Genomic DNA, 15754 nt, shown 5'->3' with positions numbered 1-15754 from the left:
GTGCCTTGTGCGCGGTGCCTTGTGCGCGGTGCCTTGTGCGCGGTGCCTTGTGCGCGGTGCCTTGTGCGCGGTGCCTTGTGCGCGGTGCCTTGTGCGCGGTGCCTTGTGCGCGGTGGTCGGATGTGCGGTGCCTTGTGCGCGGTGGTCGGATGTGCGGTGGTCGGCAGCCGGCTCTGCGGCGTCGCGACCTGGCCCGGCGCCACCGATGGGTTCGGCGCGTTCGGGCTCGTGATCGGCGGCAGCGCCACCTGCGGGTTCCGCGGGTCGAACGGATGTGCGGTGGTCGGATGTGCGGTGGTCTCGTGGCTGGGGCTTGCTGGCCGCTGGCTCGTGGTCTTCTAGCCGGTGGGTGGTGAGGGCCGTTGGGCTGCTGACTGGTTGGTGGTGGTTGTTGGTTAGAGGTCGCGGCGCTGGAAGGCGAGGCCGGCGAGGGCTAGGGCGACGCCGATCCAGAGGCAGATCCAGGCGATGTAGGTGATGGTGAGCGGGGAGTCGCTCAGGAACGGGTGACCGTCGAAGCCCTGGGGGAGGCCGGCGCCCAGCGCCGGGTGCTGGAGCGCGTGCATGGCGCCGCGCCACAGGCCGTCCGTCGGGAGCAGCACCCGGGAGACGGCGCCGACCCGCTCCACGCCCGCGTTGCCGAGGGCCTGGCCGACGCCGCCGACCACGCCCGCGATCCAGGTGGCGCCGAACAGGCCGACCGCGACGATGCCCGACGCCATCGGGGAGATCACGGTGGAGAGCAGCAGCCCGAGGGTGAGCAGCACGGCCGACTGTGCGGCCAGCAGCACCAGGCCGGTCACCGGTGCCGGGGGCCAGTAGTCCATCGTGACCTTGACGATGACGAGCTGCGCCAGCCCCGCCACGGCCACGAAGCCGCTGGCGAAGATCACCAGGCCCAGCCATTTGCCCAGCAGGACCGCGGAACGGCGGATCGGCCGTGCGAGGACGGCAAGCGCCGTCCCCGACTCGATCTCGCCCGCCATGGTCGGGCCGGCCAGGAACGCGGTGCCGAGCGCGGCGATCAGGCTCAGCCCGAACATCACCAGGTTCAGCACCGTGGACGCGGCAAGCCGGGCCTCTCCGCTGGTGAGCGTGCCGAACTCCGCGTCCAGCCGCGCGAAGCCCCAGGCGCTGAGGCCGAGCAGGACCACCGTCATCACGGCGAGCGACCGCAGCACGCGCCTGCGCGCGGCCTCCTGGAGGGTGAGGGCGGCGACGATGAGGACGATCCGGGCGGTCATCGGCGATCACCTTCGGAACCGGTGCGGAGGATGTCGAGGAGCCGCTCTTCCAGACTGATCCGCCCGGGTTCGACGGCGTGCACCCGCACCCCGAGCGCCACCAGGTCGGCTATCAGGTCCGGGACGGCGTCGGGGCCCTGCCCGGTGTCCTGCCCGGTGTCCTGCCCGGTGTCCTGCCCGGTGTCCTGCCCGGTGTCCTGCCCGGTGTCCTGGGCGGTGTTCTGGCTGGCGGTCTGGTTGGTGCTGTGGCCTGGGCCTTGCTCGGTGGTGGGGAGTTCGATGATGTACTCGTCGGCGGTGCGGGTTAGGCGGCCGGCGGCGGCTAGGCGTGCTTCTGCGGCCGGGGTCACCCCGTCCAGGCGCAGGCGTAGCTCGCGGGCGCCGAGTAGTTCGGCCAGGGTGCCGGAGGCGGCCACCCGGCCCTTGTCGAGGATGACGACCCGGTCGCAGACCCGCTCCACCTCTCCGATCAGATGGGAGTTGAGCAGGACCGCGACGCCGCGGGATCGGAGGGACAGGAGGAGGTCGCGGACGTCGGCGCGTCCGATCGGGTCGAGGGCGCTGGTGGGCTCGTCCAGGACGACGAGGTCCGGGCGGGCGACCAGGGCGACCGCCAGCCCGAGGCGCTGCTGCATGCCCTTGGAGAAGCCGCCCACCCTGTCTCCGGCCCGGTCGGCGAGGCCGACGGCGGCCAGGCATTCGCGGCGCTCCCCGTCCGGCACCGTGGCGCCCGCGAGCCGGACGTGCAGGCGCAGCACCTCGGCGGCGGTGAGCCACGGCTGGTACCGGAAGAGTTCCGGCAGGTAGCCGACGCGGGCGCGGGCGCGCGGGTCACGTGCGGGGCGTCCGAGCAGGAGCACCTCGCCCGCGTCCGGGCGGACCAGGCCGAGCAGGATCTTGATGACGGTCGTCTTCCCGGCGCCGTTCGGGCCGAGCAGGCCGACCACCTCGCCGCGTCCGACGGCGAACGACACGTCGTTGACCGCGGTCTGGCGCCGGTACTTCTTGCGCAGGCCGGAGCACCATGCCGCCGGTGCCGGTGGCAGCTCCGCGAGTAGCCGCTCGGCGGCCTCGGTGCGGGGTGTCAACGCAGCCCCCTGGCCACCGACAGCACCTCGCGGGGGCTCAGCGAGCCCGCCACGGCGGTGACCACGCCGTCGTCCGCCCAGACCACGGCCGACATCGCGCCGTCCCGCGCGGTGAGCACCGTGGCCGGGATCCCGCCGACGTCGGCCGTGGACGTCTTCATCTTCTCGACCGACACGAACAGCGGCAGCGTCGTTCCTGTGCCGGTGTAGGCGCGCAGCTGCGCCCGGACGTTCTCCGGCAGGGTGGGCAGGGACAGCAGGTAGTCGCGGGCCGTCTCGAACGGGAGGCCCGACGAGTACACCGTGGGCGCGACCGCGCGGGCGACGATGAGGGCGGGGACGGGACGGCCCTGCGACCAGGCCGCGACGATCCCGGGGCCGGCGCCCAGCCGGAACCGGCTGCCGTCCAGGCCGGGTGGTGGCGGTGGTGCCTTCCCCCCGGCCGCCGCGACGGTCTGCGCCGTCTTCGCCATCGAGAACGTGAACAGCGCGCTCGCCTTGCCGCCGACCCGGTACACGGGTTCTCCCGTCACGCCGCGGGGAAGCCTGGACACGCGTGGGACGGGGAGCCCCGTGGCCTTCTGCGCGGCCGCGGCGCCGGCGACCTGGTGGACCTCGATCTTCGAGGTCACCACCAGGTCGCCGAAGGCGTCGAGCTCCGGCAGCCGCACCAGGTCGGCGCGGGGAGCGGTGACCGGGGCGACCTTCTCGGCGCGGAAGACCTGGAACCAGTCCGCCGCCGCCGCGACACCGGCCCCGCCCAGCAGGGCGACGACTCCGACGATGGCGACCACCGGGTTGCGCAGCTTCGCCTGCCAGCGGCTCGGAGGGGCGGCCGCTGATTCCGGCGGCGTTTCCCCTGCCGCGATGGCGGCGGTGAGGCGGTGCCAGCCCGCGTCGACGTCCACGATGAGCTCGACCTCCGGGGCGAACGCGATGTCGAGGGCGGACGCGGTGGCGGTCGCGTCCTCCTGGACGGCGGCCAGATCGGACAGGCATGCCGTGCAGCCCGCGACGTGGTCGCGATCGGCGACGGCGACGCCGGACGGCTCGTCCAGCAGCCGGCGCAGCGTGCCGTCACTCGGATGGCGCATGACGGTTCAACTCCTCCCGCAGAGCGGACTCGGCGCGCCGCACGGTGGTGCCCACGCTGCCGGGGGAAAGATCGAGGGCGGCGGCGACCTCGGCATAGCTGAGGCCGCTGTGCCGCAGGACGAGGGCGACCGCCTGCCTGCGCGGGAGCCGCGCCAGGGCGGCCCGCACGCGGCGGCGTTCGTCGAGTGTCACGACCGCGTCGGCGACGTCCGGGCTGACCGCGCCGCCGTCGTCGGCGGCCTCTTCCCGGGACGCGCGGCGGCGGCCGGAGCGCAGGTGGTTCAGCGCGGTGTGCGCGGCGGCGACCGACAGCCAGCCGCCCGCCTCGCCCGCCGGGACAGCGGAGCGCGCGAACGCCAGGAACACCTCTTGGGCGACGTCTTCAGCCTCGTCACGGGTGCCGAGCACGCGGGCGGCGACGGCGACGACCCGCGGATACGCCGCGCGGAACACCTCTTCGAGGTCGGCCCGGACGGCCGCCTCCCGACTCGGACGATCCGGCACCGCCACCCCGCCGCCCTTCCGCTCGGCACGCCCGGTCTCGCCGCCGTGGCCTTCTGCGGACAGGGCGGCCGGGAGCGCGGCGGCCGGTGCGCTCCCACCTTGCCCTACGAGGTCCATACCTGTAGAGCACCGCCGACGCTCCGCATGTGACATCGGGCTTCGTCGGGATTTGCCACTAGGCCGATACGTCGGTGATCACTACGTTGGGGCGTTATGAGACCCCGCTGGGCCGTCCTCACGTCGGCTGCCGTCCTCGCCACCGCGCTCCTTCCGGCGGGTGCCGCCCAAGCGGCTCCCGCCCCGACCTCCGGTGGCGGGCACACGGTCCGGTGCGTGTACACGCCGACGCCCGACAACCCGCCCGCCAAGCCGGTGCGGCCGCCCCGCTCCAAGGCCCGCGCCCACGGCAAGGTCGACGTCGTCCTGGTCACCAACTTCGGCATCGTCGCCATCCGCATGGACCGCCGCAACGCCCCCTGCGCCGTGCACAGCTTCGTGAGCCTGACCCGGCAGAAGTTCTACAACGACACGCGCTGCTGGCGGCTGACCAACTCGGCGCGGCTCGGCGTGCTGCAGTGCGGCGACATCTACCGTGCGGAAGAGGGCGGACCCGGCTACAAGTTCGACGACGAGCTCACCGGCAAGGAGACCTACCCGCGCGGGACGGTCGCCATGGGCAACTGGGGTCCGGACACCAACGGCAGCCAGTTCTTCCTCGTCCACTCCCGGGCCGACATCCCGCCCGCGTACACGGTCCTGGGCAAGGTCACCTGGGGCCTCCCGGTCCTCGACCGGATCGTGAAGGGCGGGATCATCCCCGGCCCGAACGGTCCCCAGGACGGCGAGCCCGCCAAGCCCGTCAAGATCCACCGCGTCTTCTTCCACGGCTGATCCGGGAGCCCGCCCCTCTCAGCGTGACAGGGTCCTCAGGGACGCGGCGGCGCGGTCCGGGGCCAGGTCCCAGGCGGTGATCGTCTGGTCGCCGCTTGAGGACAGCAGGGTGCGGCCGTCCCGGCCGAACGACAGGCCCAGGACGAGGTCGGTGTGGCCGGTGAGCGTGGCCCATCGTGTGCGTCCTGGGACGTCCCACACGACGACGGAACGGTCGAGGCTCGCGCTGGCCAGGCGATCCCCGGACGCGCCGAACTCGATCGCCCGGATCTCCGCCGTGTGCCCGGCGAGCACGCCGGTGCGGCGGCGCGACCGCGCGTCCCACAGCAGGACCCGGCCGTCGCCGCCGCCGGACGCCAGCAACCGCCCGTCCGGGCTGAAGTCGATCTCCTCGACGTCGCCCGCGTGCCCGGTCACCCGTGCGACCGGACGCCGCGCGCCGAGGTCCCAGAACGTCAAGGCGCGGTCGTCACCGCCGGTGACGAGCGTCCTCCCGTCAGGGCTGAACGCCACGTCGCCGACCAGCGGACGGCCGCGCTTCAGGGTGGCGACCGGGCGGCGCGCGGCCAGGTCCCACCAGATGACCGCGCCGCTGTGGTCCGCGGCGGCGAGCGTCCGGCCGTCCGGAGCGAACGCGATGCTGCGAACCCCCTGGGTGTGCCCTTCCAGGGTGGCGGCGAGGCGCCGGTCCTGCCAGATCCGGATCGTCCCGTCGTCGCCGCCGGTCGCGACGGTCCGGCCGCTGGCGGCGGTGTCCATGGCCCCCAGCCCGCCCTTGCCGCCGGTGGCGGGCGCGTCGGCCGGGCGGTGGTCGCGGGTGTCCCACCAGCGGACGGCGCCGTCCTGGTCCGCCGACACGGCGGCGCGCCCGCCCTCCACGAGGGAGACGGCGTTCACCCACCCGGTGTGGCCGGTGTACGGCATCGTCCGGCGGTCGCGGATCAGGGCGCTCTGGTCCGCGGCGGCGGTGGCGATCAGCCCGCCGTCCGGGGCGGCGGCCACGTCGTACAGCCCGCTGGTGTGGCCGGTGAGCTCGGTGACGGCGGTCTGCGAGCCCGTGTCCCACAGCTTCGCGACCCGGTCGTATCCGGCCGAGATGAGCGTCCGGCCGCCGTCGGTGAAGGCCAGCGCCCGGACCGGGGCGGCATGCGCCAGCCGCCGCTTGGGCTTCAGCGGGCGGCGGCCGGGCAGGTCCCAGAGATGGACCTCGGAGTCCTCGCCTGCGGCGGCCAGGCGCCGCCCGTCCGGGCTGAACGCCACGGCGTAGAGCGGCGCGTCGCTGACGTTCAGCATCTCCGCTTCGGCCGGCTCCGGTTCCCCGTCGCCGGTGCGCGGGGTCCATAGCGCGACGCGGCCGCTCTTGTCCGCGATGGCCAGCCGACGCCCGTCCGGCGCGAACGCGACCTCGGTCATCTTGCCGCCGTACCCGCCGAGCTCGTCGACCTTCCGGCCGGTGGAGGTCTCCCAGACCACGGTCTTCTTCGCCGCCCCGGACGCGGCGACCAGGCGCCCGTCGGGGCTGAACGCGAGCCCGTCGAGGACGCCCTTCGTCTGCAGGCGGGCGACCCGCGCCTTGTCTGATGCCCGCCACAGTGTGACACCGCCGGCCAGGTCGGCGGCGGCGAGCAGGGCGCCGTCCGGGCTGTACTCCAGGGCGCGCACGGCGCCGCCGTCCGGGCGGAGCCGGCCCGTCTCGGTGCGCGCGCGGCCGTCCCAGAGGATCACGGTGCCGTCCTGCCCGCCGGTGGCCAGCTCCGCGCCGTCCGGACGGATCGCGACCGCCTTCACCATGCCCGCGTGCCCGGTCAGCCTCGCCTGGTAGGGGCGGCGCGCCGCGATGCTCAGCACCGCGCTGCGGGCGTCCAGGGTCGGGGCGGTCCGGTACGCCTCGGCGGCGCTGCGGGCGGCCCCGCTGACATCGGTGGGCAGCCGCGCCACCGCCTCGGCCGCAAGCTGCCGGGACCGTGCCAGCCGCCGCTGCTCGTCGGCCTCCGCCCGCTCGCTCAACGCCAGGCCCCCGGACGCGACGGCGACCAGCAGCAGGACCGACAGCGCCGACACCAGCCCCTGCAGCACGCGCGTCCGCCGCTCGGCCGCCGCCGTCCTCCTGCGGTGCGCGGCGGACGAGGCGTCCAGGAAGTCACGTTCCAGAGGGCCGAGGTCTTCGCCGTGCGTCTCGGCCCACTCGGCGGCCATGGTGAGGCGCGGTCCCTGGTAGAGGCTGCCCTCGTCGCGTCCGATGGCGTCCCATTCGGCGGCGGCCGCCGCCAGCCGGGCGTGCAGGCGCAGCCCCTCGCGGTCCCTGGCGAGCCATTCGCGCAGCCGCGGCCAGGTGCGGATCAGCGCCTCGTGCGCGATCTCCACCTCGTCCCCGTGCAGGGTGACCAGGCGGGCGCGCGCCAGCCGCTCGACGAGGGCGCCGCAGCGCAGCGCGCCGTCGAGCTCGGCGCGGCCCACAGGACGCCGCGCGCTCAGCTCGGGGGCCGTGTCGCCGACCGTGACCAGCCGCGTCATCAGCCGCCGCACCGCCCGCCGGTCGGGCCCGGACAGCCGCTGGTAGATGTCCTCCGCCGTGTCGGCGATCGCGCCGTGCACGCCGCCCGCCGCCTCGTATCCGGCCAGCGTCAGCGTCTTGCCGCGCCGCCTCCGCCACGTCTCCAGCATTGCGTGCGACACCAGCGGCAGCGCTCCCGGCTCGGTGCCCGCGTCCTGGATCACCCGCGCCATCAGCGCGGGCTCCAGCACCAGCCCCTCGGCGGCGGCCGGTTTGACGATCGCCTCGCGCAGCTCCTCCCCGCGCATCGAGCCGACCAGCACGCCCGCGTCGCGCAGCGCCGCGACCAGCTCGGGGTGCTCGGCGCAGCGCCCGTAGAAGTCGGCCCGGACGGCGATGACCGTACGTCCCCGGCGGGCGAGGACCGCGTCGATGAAGGCGTGCCGGTCGGCGGCGTCCGGGCGGAGCGTGAACACCTCCTCGAACTGGTCGACCACCAGCAGCTCCGCGTCGGGCGGCGGCGTGCCGTGCTCGCCCGGCGTGACGACCGTCGCGTCCAGGCCCAGGCGGGGGACGACGCCCGCGCGCAGCAGCGAGGACTTCCCGCTCCCCGACGGGCCGAACACGGCGACGAAGCGGTCCCGCCGCGTCCGGGCGACGATCTCGTCGACCAGCGCGTCGCGGCCGAAGAACCGTCCCGCGTCCCCGGCCTCGTACCGGGAGAGCCCGAGGTAGGGAGGCTCCGCGTCGGGGGCGTCGGAGGTCTCCTCCGTGAGGAGGCGCCGCAGGTCCTCCCACCGCCGCTTCCACGCGTCGCGGTCCCCGCCGCAGGCGTCGACGTAGGCGAGCGTGACCTGGAGGCTCGGCAGCCGTTCCCCGCGCGCCGCCGCGGCCAGCGCCGACGCCGAGAAGCGGGTCCGGTCGGCCAGTTCCCGGTAGCCGGGCTCCCCGGCTTCGCGCCTCAGCTCCCGGAGTTCGTGCGCGAAACCGTGCAGCGGATCGGCCTGCGGATCGAGTTCTCGCTCGGGACGGGGCATGGGCCACCCCCGGTTCTGTCGTCGGTTTCCGGCTTCACCGCGTCCATCGCGGGTTGTGCAGTTTCGGGCCCCCTTGCTGCACAACGCGGCACAGCGTAGACCACCAGAACGGACCGAGACCGGGTCGTCACGCGAACCCGTCCCGGCGCCGCACGTTCGCAACCCGCCACCCGCATCCCCATGAAAGGTGCAGAATGCTCCGCCGAACCCCGCAACGCTCGCGACGCTCCCGGCAGCGGTCCCGGCAGCGGCTGGCCGCCGTCTCGGTGGCCGGGACGGTCCTGCTGGCGGGTTGCTCCCTGCCCGGCTTCGGAGACGGAGGCGGAGACGGGGACGGAGGTGGAGGTAGCGGCAAGGGGAAGGGCGGTGGTGGCGGCACGCTGCCGGCCACGGGGATGTCGCAATGGGTCCTGGCGAAGCAGCCCGTCCGCGTCGACCTGCTCTCGCTCGACAAGACCTCCGGCAAGGCGGTCACCGCGCGCCTCCGCGTCACCCACTTCGGCGCCGAGGGATCGTTCCTGTTCAGCCAGTCCGACCTCGGCGGGCGCAAGAGTGCCAACGACACCCTGTCCGGCGTCACGCTCGTCGACGGCGTCAACCGCAAGCGTTACTACCCGTGGTGGGGCGCGGACGACAGATGCGTCTGCTCCATCGCGGAGGGAACGGGGATGTTCATCGAGCCGGGCACGAGCGCCGAGTACTTCGTGAACTTCCCGGTGCCTCCGGTGCGCGAGGTGATGCTGTTCGTGCCCAACACCCCGCCGTTCATGGACGTCCCGATCGGGGATCGGCCCGGCCCGGTGACGGCGCCCGAGGGTCAGGAGGAGCGCGATCCCGCCAAGGTCGCCCTGGACGGTCCCGAGATCGTCTCGGTCACCGACGAGTCGCAGGCCCTGGACGGCAGCAGCGAGCAGACCGTCAACGACCAGAAGGTCGAGGTGCGCCTGTCGGCGGACGTGCTGTTCGCGATCAACAAGGCGGACCTGAACCCGCGCGCGCAGGACGTCCTGCGCAGGGTCGCCGCCCAGATCAACGCCTCGAAGTCGGCGACCGTCGTCACGATCGACGGCTACACCGACGACACCGGCAACGACGCCATCAACGTCCCGCTGTCGCAGCGGCGGGCGCAGGCGGTGCAGAAGGCGCTGGCGCCGATGGTCACCAAGCCCGGCATCACCTACCGGGCGTCGGGGCACGGCTCGGCCGACCCGGTGGCCGGCAACGACACCGAGGAGAACCGCAAGCGCAACCGGCGAGTGACGATCGGCTTCGCCCGATGAAGGCCGTCCGCGCGATGAAGGCCGTCCGCACGATGAAGGCCGTCCGCACGATGAAGAGCGAGCAGATGAAAGCGAGCATCCGCATGTCCCGCCGTCCGATGACCGCGCTCCTCGCCGCCCTGCTCCTGCTGGCAGGCCCGGCTCTGCACGCGTTGCCCGCGCAGGCGGACGGCGCCGTCGCCCCCGTTCAGGGCCGGGCACCCTCCCCGGGGTCCGCCCCGCCCACCGGGCCGACCGCGAGGCCGACGCCGCCCGTGCTGGCCGAGGCGAAGTTCAACCCCGCCGAGGCGAAGAACTCGAACGGCTCCGACCGGACCGGAGCCGCCGTGAAGATCAACGGGTTCAAGGCGGACGGGCAGGGCCTCGGCGTCCTCTACTGGACCCTGCGCAACGAGAGCGACAGCTCCGGCGGCATCGGGCCGGGCAAGTTCGCCGCCGCCGGACGCTGGGGGGAATCGGTCGTCCAGCCGTCCGGTGTGCGCATCGTGTACGAGGGGCAGCGCCACGCGACCCTCTTCCACGACAACTGGTGCCTGTGCTACCGGACCCCGCCCGGCATCGACTACAGCTCCCTCGACCAGGGCGAGGAGATCCCGCTGAGCCAGGTGTTCGTCATCAGCCCGACCGCCACCCACGTCACGGTGGAGATCCCCGCCTTCCACCCGGTGCCGAACATCCCCGTGCAGCGGTGAGAAGCACCTCACATCCGTATGGACGTCACATCTCGCCTGGCCGTCCCGTCGGTCTTCATGTAACGGCTGACACGGCAAGGAGAACGTGATGGACGCTCGATTCGACTACTACGGCAACCCGGCCACGGCCAAGTTCATGAAGTACGTCCAATCGGCGGGCAGGGAGCTGGGCAAGACGACGCTGCCCGCCGCGACGCGGGAGCTGGTGCACATCCGCGCCAGCCAGATCAACGGCTGCGGGGTCTGCGTCGACATGCACACCAAGGACGCCGCGCACGCGGGGGAGACTCCGGCGCGGCTGAACATGATCGCGGCCTGGCGGGAGGCCAAGGTCTTCACCGAGGCCGAGCGTGCCGCCCTGGAGCTGACCGAGCAGGGCACCCGCATTGCCGACGCCGCGTGCGGTGTGCCGGACGAGGTGTGGAGGAACGCCGTCAAGCACTACGACGACGACCAGCTCGCCGCCCTGGTGTCGGAGATCGCCCTCATCAACGCCTGGAACCGGATGAACGTCATCACCCAGCAGCCCGCCGGCGACTATGAGCCCGGCCAGTGGGGCTGATCTGACCCGACCCGTACACCAGGGCCCGCCCGGGCCCCCATGCCAAGGCCCCGCCGAGTTCGTGCCCCCGATCGGCGGGGCCTTTCCCTGTCCGCTCCCTGTCCGTGCCCCCTTCGTGATCACTCACGGTGGCCGGTCATAGCCTCGGTGCAATGGACAGGTGGGATTGGGCAACGACCTGCGGCGACCTGAGTATGGGGTTGTCCAGAGGTTGTCCAAACCGGCCGTCCACCCCCAGGAACACCCATGGCCATCGAAAACCTGCACGCCAGCGGAATGCTGGACCACGAGGCGACGTGTGAACGCGAGCTGGCCATCGTCCGGGCCCAGTTCAACCCGGCCTCCGCCGGCGGCTGGGGAATCATCTTCGACCGGCACGCCCACCGGTGGACCGCCGTCTGCGGGTCCCGCGTCATCGTCCACGCGGGCAGCGCGGGCGAGCTCCGCGAGAAGATCACCAGCGGCCGCTGGGACCTCGCCGCAGGCTGACCCTCTGGCCCGGCACCACGTCCAGGCAGGGCATGGCGATTTGGTAATTCTGAAGTTAGTATCATTTTTGCAGTCGCCGACGCATGCCCGCGCGTTCTGGAGGAGCCATATGGGGCGCAGGATCCTGTTCATCACCACCGACCAGCAGCGGTACGACGCGTACGGGTGCAACGGCGGCGAGGTGGCGCGGACGCCCGTGACCGACGGGCTCGCCGCCGAGGGGGTGCGGTTCGAGCGGGCCTACTGCCAGAACGTCGTGTGCACCCCGGCGCGGTCCAGCATGCTGACCGGGCAGTACCCGCGGACGCACGGCGCGATCGCCAACGGGGTGCCGCTGCCGGACGACGCGCCCAGCGTCGCCCAGGTCCTGCGGGACGGCGGGTACCGCACGGCGCTGATCGGCAAGGTGCACTTCGAGCCGATCGCCGACCCGGCGGGGAAGTGGGAGCAGAACCGGATCCCGCTCGCGGGCGAGCACGGCCCCTACCGCGGCTTCGAGTACGTGGAGTTCGCCGGGCACGGCCCGCAGGGCGCCTCGCACTACGCGAACTGGCTCCGCCAGGAGCATCCCGACGAGACCGGCGGGTTCCTGCGGATCTTCTCGGCGGCCCCGGGCGGCGACACCGGCGCGCCGGGCGTGGCCCACAACCCGGTGCCGCGCGAGCACTACCACACCGATTGGGTGGCCGACCGGACGGCGGCCTGGCTCGACACCCTCGACGATGACGACGACTGGTTCTGCTGGATGAGCTTCCCCGACCCGCACCACCCCTGGGACGTGCCCGCGTCCGAGGTCGGCCGGGTCGACTGGCGCAAGCTCGACCTGCCGCCCGGCCACCCCGGGTCCGACGAGCGGATCAGGGAGATCCTGGCGGGCCGTCCGGAGCACTGGCTGGCCTGGTACGACGGCTCGGTGCCCAACGTCGACGCCGCGCCCGGCGACTTCGTCCCGGCGAACCTCACCCATGACCAGATCCGCGAGCTGAACGCGCTGGTCCATGCCAAGAACGAGCTGCTGGACGAGGCGTTCGGCCGGGTGCTCGCCAAGATCGAGGAACGCGGCTGGGGCGACGACACGGACGTGTTCGTGACCACCGACCACGGCGAGTTCCAGGGCGAGCTGGGCCTGCTGTTCAAGGGCCCTTACCACGTGGACGCGCTGATGCGGCTGCCGATGGTGTGGCGTCCTGCGCGGTCGGCGGGCGTGGCGCCCGCGGTGGTGCCCGAGCCGGTCGGCCAGATCGACCTCGCCCCGACCTTCTGCGAGATCGCGGGCGTGCCCGTGCCCGGCTGGATGCAGGGACGGCCGCTGCCGACGGCCGCCGGGTCGGGACGCGAGCGCGCGCTCGTGGAGTGGGACAGCCAGCTCGACACCGGTTACCGGCTGCGGACGATCGTCCAGGACGGCTGGATCTGCACGGTGTACGAGCCGACCGACCGCGAGTACGGCATGCCGAAGGCCGACCGGTACGCCGACTTCGGGATGCGTGCCCCCGAGCGGGAGATCATCTACGACGGCAGTGAGGGTGAGCTGTACCACCTGGCCGACGACCCCTACCAGTGGGTCAACCGGTGGGACGACCCCGCGGTGGCCGAGGTCAAGGCCGAGCTGATCCGGGACCTCTACGAGAACCTGCCCCCGGTGCGCGAGCCCCGGCTCCGTCCCCAGGCCATGGGGTGAGAACGCGCCGTCCGGGCCGGAGCGCCAGACGCCCGGCCCGGACGGTCAGCCCACCGCCCGGACGGTCAGGCCACCGCCCGGACCGTCAGCCCACCGCCAGCTCGGGCACCGCGGACAGCAGCCGGCGCGTGTACGGGTGCTGCACGGCCTCCTCGGTGAGCCCTTCCGCGGTGCACTCCTCGACGACCGCGCCCTTGTTCATCACCAGCACCCGGTCGCAGACCAGCCGGATCACGCTGATGTCATGGCTGATCAGCAGGTAGGACAGCCCGTCCTCCCGCTTCAGGTCCAGCAGGAGCTGGAGGATCTGCGCCTGGACGGAGACGTCCAGGGCCGAGACCGACTCGTCCAGCACCATCAGCTCGGGGGAGACCGCGAGCGCCCGCGCGATCGAGGCCCGCTGGCGCTGCCCGCCCGACAGGCTGGACGGCCGCCGCGACGCCACCTGGGAGCCGAGCCCCACCCGGTCGAGGATCTCCACCGCGCGCTTGCGGGCCTCCACCGCCGGCAGCTCCCGCCACAGCCGCAGCGGCTCGGCGACGATCTCCTCGACGGTCATGTAGGGGTTCAGCGAGGTGTACGGGTCCTGGAACACCATCTGGACCGTGCGCCACACCTCCCGGTCGACGCGGCGGCCCGCGTGGATGTCGCGCCCGGCGATGCGCACCCGGCCCGAGTCCGGGCGGGTGAGGCCGCAGATGACGCCCGCCAGCGTCGACTTGCCCGACCCCGACTCCCCGACGACCCCGAGCGACTCCCCGGCGGCCATGGCGAGGCTCACTCCGTCGACCGCGACGACCGGCCTGCCGCGACGCGGCCAGCCGCCGGTGCGGAACGTCTTGGTGACCGCCTCGACTTCGAGCAGTGCCTCAGACATCGGCGTCCTTCCGCATCGTGACCCGGTCTTCGGGGTCGTCGGCGAGGGCGGGCTCCCCGGCGCGCAGGCACCGGACGTTCCGCCCCGGCGCGTGCTCCGCGAGCGGCGGATGGTGCTCGGCGCAGGCGTCGATGCCGAACGAGCAGCGCGGCAGGAACCGGCACCCCGCCGCGATCTGCCCCGGCTGCGGGACGGCCCCGGGCAGGGAGCGGATGGTCCCCAGCTCGATGGCGCGTTCCGGGATGCAGCGGGCGAGCGCGTTGACGTAGGGGTGCAGGGCGTCGCCGAGCACGGCCGATGTGCTCCCGGTCTCGACCAGCTCCCCGGCGTACATGATCAGCAGCCGGTCGCAGCGCTCGCTGACCAGCGCGAGGTCGTGGGAGACGAGCAGGGTCGCGAGCCCGAGGTCGCGGCGCAGCCGGTCGATCAGGTCCATCACGCCCTGCTGGACGGTCACGTCCAGGGCCGTGGTCGGCTCGTCCGCGATCAGCACCGACGGGTCCCCGGCGACGGCGATCGCGATCATCACGCGCTGGCGCATGCCGCCGGAGAACTCGAACGGGTACTGCCGTGCCCGCTCCGCCGCCCGGTCGATGCCGACGTCGTCCAGGATCTGGACCGCCCGCTTGCGGGCGTCGCGGCGGGACAGGCCCTTGCGGCGCGTCCGCAGCGCCTCGGCGACCTGGTCGCCGACCCGCATCGACGGGTTGAGGCTGGTCATCGGGTTCTGGAACACCATCGCCAGCGAGTCGCGCCGCTTCGCGCGGAAGCCGTCGCCGTCCACGACCCGGCCGGCCAGCTCGATCCGCCCGCCGGCCAGCCGGACGCCGCGCGGCAGCAGCCCCGCCACCGCCGACGCCGTCAGGCTCTTGCCCGAGCCCGACTCGCCGACCAGCCCCACCATCTCGCCCGGCCGGATGTCGAAGGACACGTCCGTCACCAGCTGGGCGGGGGAGTGGCCCCGGTCCAGCTCGACGGTCAGGCCGTCCACGCGGAGCGCGGGCCCGCCTTCGGCGCGGTCAGCCATGCCGCTCCTCCCTGTCCTCGACGTCCCCGAGCAGGTTCAGGCAGAGGATCAGCACGGTGATCACCACGGCGGGGACGAGCACCACCCGCGGCTCGGACGCGAGCATCGCCGACGCGCCGGTCAGCAGCGTGCCGAGGCTCGCGCCCGGCGGCTGGACGCCGACGCCGAGGAAGCTGATGCCCGCCTCCACCACGAGCGCGAGGCCCAGCAGGTAGCTGATCTGCACGGCGACCTGGTCGCGCACCCCCGGCAGCAGGTAGCGCCACACGATCCGGGTGTGCGAGCAGCCGGACATCCGCCCGGCGGTGACGAACGGGCTGACCGCGAGCCGCATCGTCTCGGCCCTGACCACCCGGTAGATCCGCGGGGCGAAGATCACCCCGAGCGTCACCATCTGCCCCGTGATCCCGGTGCGCAGCGCGGCCTGCACCGTCAGCAGCAGGATCAGGGCGGGCACGGTGAGGACGACGTCGGCGATCCGCCCGGTGATCCCGTCGATCCAGCCGCCCCGGTAGCCGGCGAGCAGCCCGGTGGGCACCCCGATGGCCGCCGCGACGCCGATCGCGGTGAGCGCGGCGAGCATCGAGGTGTGGACGCCCCACAGCAGCCGGCTGAACAGGTCGCGGCCGAGCTGGTCGGTGCCGAGCCAGTGGTCGCCGGAGATGTCGGCGAGCGTCCGTCCCACGTCCTGCCGGGCGGGATCGGCGACGGGCAGGAAGGGCACCAGCACGGTGACGAGCAGGCACAGGACGACGAAGCCCAGCGCCGCGACCCGTCCCCACCCGAGCCGCCG

14 protein-coding genes are annotated in these 15754 nt (G+C 73.4%); 6 read left to right on the top strand and 8 right to left on the bottom strand.

Going from position 1 to position 15754, the window contains the following annotated elements; translation table 11 throughout:
• Positions 1–395: 395 nt before the first annotated feature.
• The 4 genes from E1264_RS27785 to E1264_RS27770 are packed head-to-tail and all read right to left on the bottom strand — an operon-like array spanning position 396 to position 4048.
• Entirely contained in the window at positions 396–1244 is an 849-nt protein-coding gene (locus E1264_RS27785; protein ID WP_132178399.1) for an ABC transporter permease, read from the bottom strand.
• Complete coding sequence (locus tag E1264_RS27780; RefSeq protein ID WP_132178398.1) at positions 1241–2332, bottom strand: ATP-binding cassette domain-containing protein; 1092 nt, start codon at positions 2330–2332, stop codon at positions 1241–1243. Before E1264_RS27780 ends, E1264_RS27785 begins: the two co-directional genes overlap by 4 nt.
• On the bottom strand, positions 2329–3426 hold the full coding sequence (locus tag E1264_RS27775; RefSeq protein ID WP_132178397.1) for a hypothetical protein: 1098 nt from the start codon (positions 3424–3426) through the stop codon (positions 2329–2331). The genes E1264_RS27780 and E1264_RS27775 overlap by 4 nt, the downstream gene beginning before the upstream one ends.
• Positions 3410–4048 carry a sigma-70 family RNA polymerase sigma factor gene (locus E1264_RS27770; RefSeq protein ID WP_132178396.1) on the bottom strand — a complete coding sequence of 213 codons (639 nt, stop codon included), beginning with the start codon at positions 4046–4048 and terminating at the stop codon, positions 3410–3412. Before E1264_RS27770 ends, E1264_RS27775 begins: the two co-directional genes overlap by 17 nt.
• Before the next feature lie 96 nt (positions 4049–4144).
• Here E1264_RS27770 and E1264_RS27765 point away from each other — a divergent pair, with 96 nt between their 5' ends.
• Entirely contained in the window at positions 4145–4822 is a 678-nt protein-coding gene (locus tag E1264_RS27765) for a peptidylprolyl isomerase (protein WP_132178395.1), read from the top strand.
• 18 nt (positions 4823–4840) lie between these two features.
• On the opposite strand, the gene E1264_RS27760 is transcribed toward E1264_RS27765, so the two are convergent.
• Positions 4841–8353, bottom strand: a complete 3513-nt coding sequence (locus tag E1264_RS27760) for a hypothetical protein (protein ID WP_132178394.1) — start codon at positions 8351–8353, stop codon at positions 4841–4843.
• Between the two features lie 194 nt (positions 8354–8547).
• On the opposite strand from E1264_RS27760, the gene E1264_RS27755 reads away from it, so the two are divergent.
• The 5 genes from E1264_RS27755 (at position 8548) to E1264_RS27735 (ending at position 13057) form a co-directional block, all read left to right on the top strand.
• Complete coding sequence (locus E1264_RS27755) at positions 8548–9633, top strand: OmpA family protein (protein WP_132178393.1); 1086 nt, start codon at positions 8548–8550, stop codon at positions 9631–9633.
• Positions 9630–10325, top strand: coding sequence for a hypothetical protein (locus E1264_RS27750; RefSeq protein ID WP_132178392.1), 696 nt, complete (start codon positions 9630–9632; stop codon positions 10323–10325). The genes E1264_RS27755 and E1264_RS27750 overlap by 4 nt, the downstream gene beginning before the upstream one ends.
• Before the next feature lie 88 nt (positions 10326–10413).
• Positions 10414–10887: a carboxymuconolactone decarboxylase family protein gene (locus E1264_RS27745; protein WP_132178391.1), complete on the top strand. Its 474-nt coding sequence runs from the start codon at positions 10414–10416 to the stop codon at positions 10885–10887.
• Positions 10888–11133: 246 nt separating this feature from the next.
• Positions 11134–11376 (top strand): hypothetical protein, encoded by a 243-nt coding sequence (locus E1264_RS27740; RefSeq protein ID WP_132178390.1) that lies wholly within the window; start codon positions 11134–11136, stop codon positions 11374–11376.
• Between the two features lie 109 nt (positions 11377–11485).
• Positions 11486–13057: a sulfatase-like hydrolase/transferase gene (locus E1264_RS27735; RefSeq protein WP_132178389.1), complete on the top strand. Its 1572-nt coding sequence runs from the start codon at positions 11486–11488 to the stop codon at positions 13055–13057.
• Positions 13058–13142: 85 nt separating this feature from the next.
• Here the strand turns inward: E1264_RS27735 and E1264_RS27730 are convergent, their stop codons facing one another.
• From E1264_RS27730 to E1264_RS27720, 3 genes are all read right to left on the bottom strand, one after another.
• Positions 13143–13934, bottom strand: a complete 792-nt coding sequence (locus E1264_RS27730; protein ID WP_132178388.1) for an ATP-binding cassette domain-containing protein — start codon at positions 13932–13934, stop codon at positions 13143–13145.
• Positions 13927–14961, bottom strand: coding sequence for an ABC transporter ATP-binding protein (locus E1264_RS27725; RefSeq protein ID WP_132178387.1), 1035 nt, complete (start codon positions 14959–14961; stop codon positions 13927–13929). The genes E1264_RS27730 and E1264_RS27725 overlap by 8 nt, the downstream gene beginning before the upstream one ends.
• Positions 14954–15754, bottom strand: an 801-nt coding sequence (locus E1264_RS27720; RefSeq protein WP_132178386.1) for an ABC transporter permease, incomplete at its 5' end; no start/stop codon positions are given. The genes E1264_RS27720 and E1264_RS27725, both read right to left, overlap by 8 nt.

Origin of the sequence: Actinomadura sp. KC216, from assembly GCF_004348535.1 — a bacterium.
Classification (GTDB): Bacteria; Actinomycetota; Actinomycetes; order Streptosporangiales; family Streptosporangiaceae; genus Spirillospora.
The sequence above is the reverse complement of the archived record's forward strand: the minus strand, read 5'-3'. Positions and strand labels throughout refer to the sequence as shown.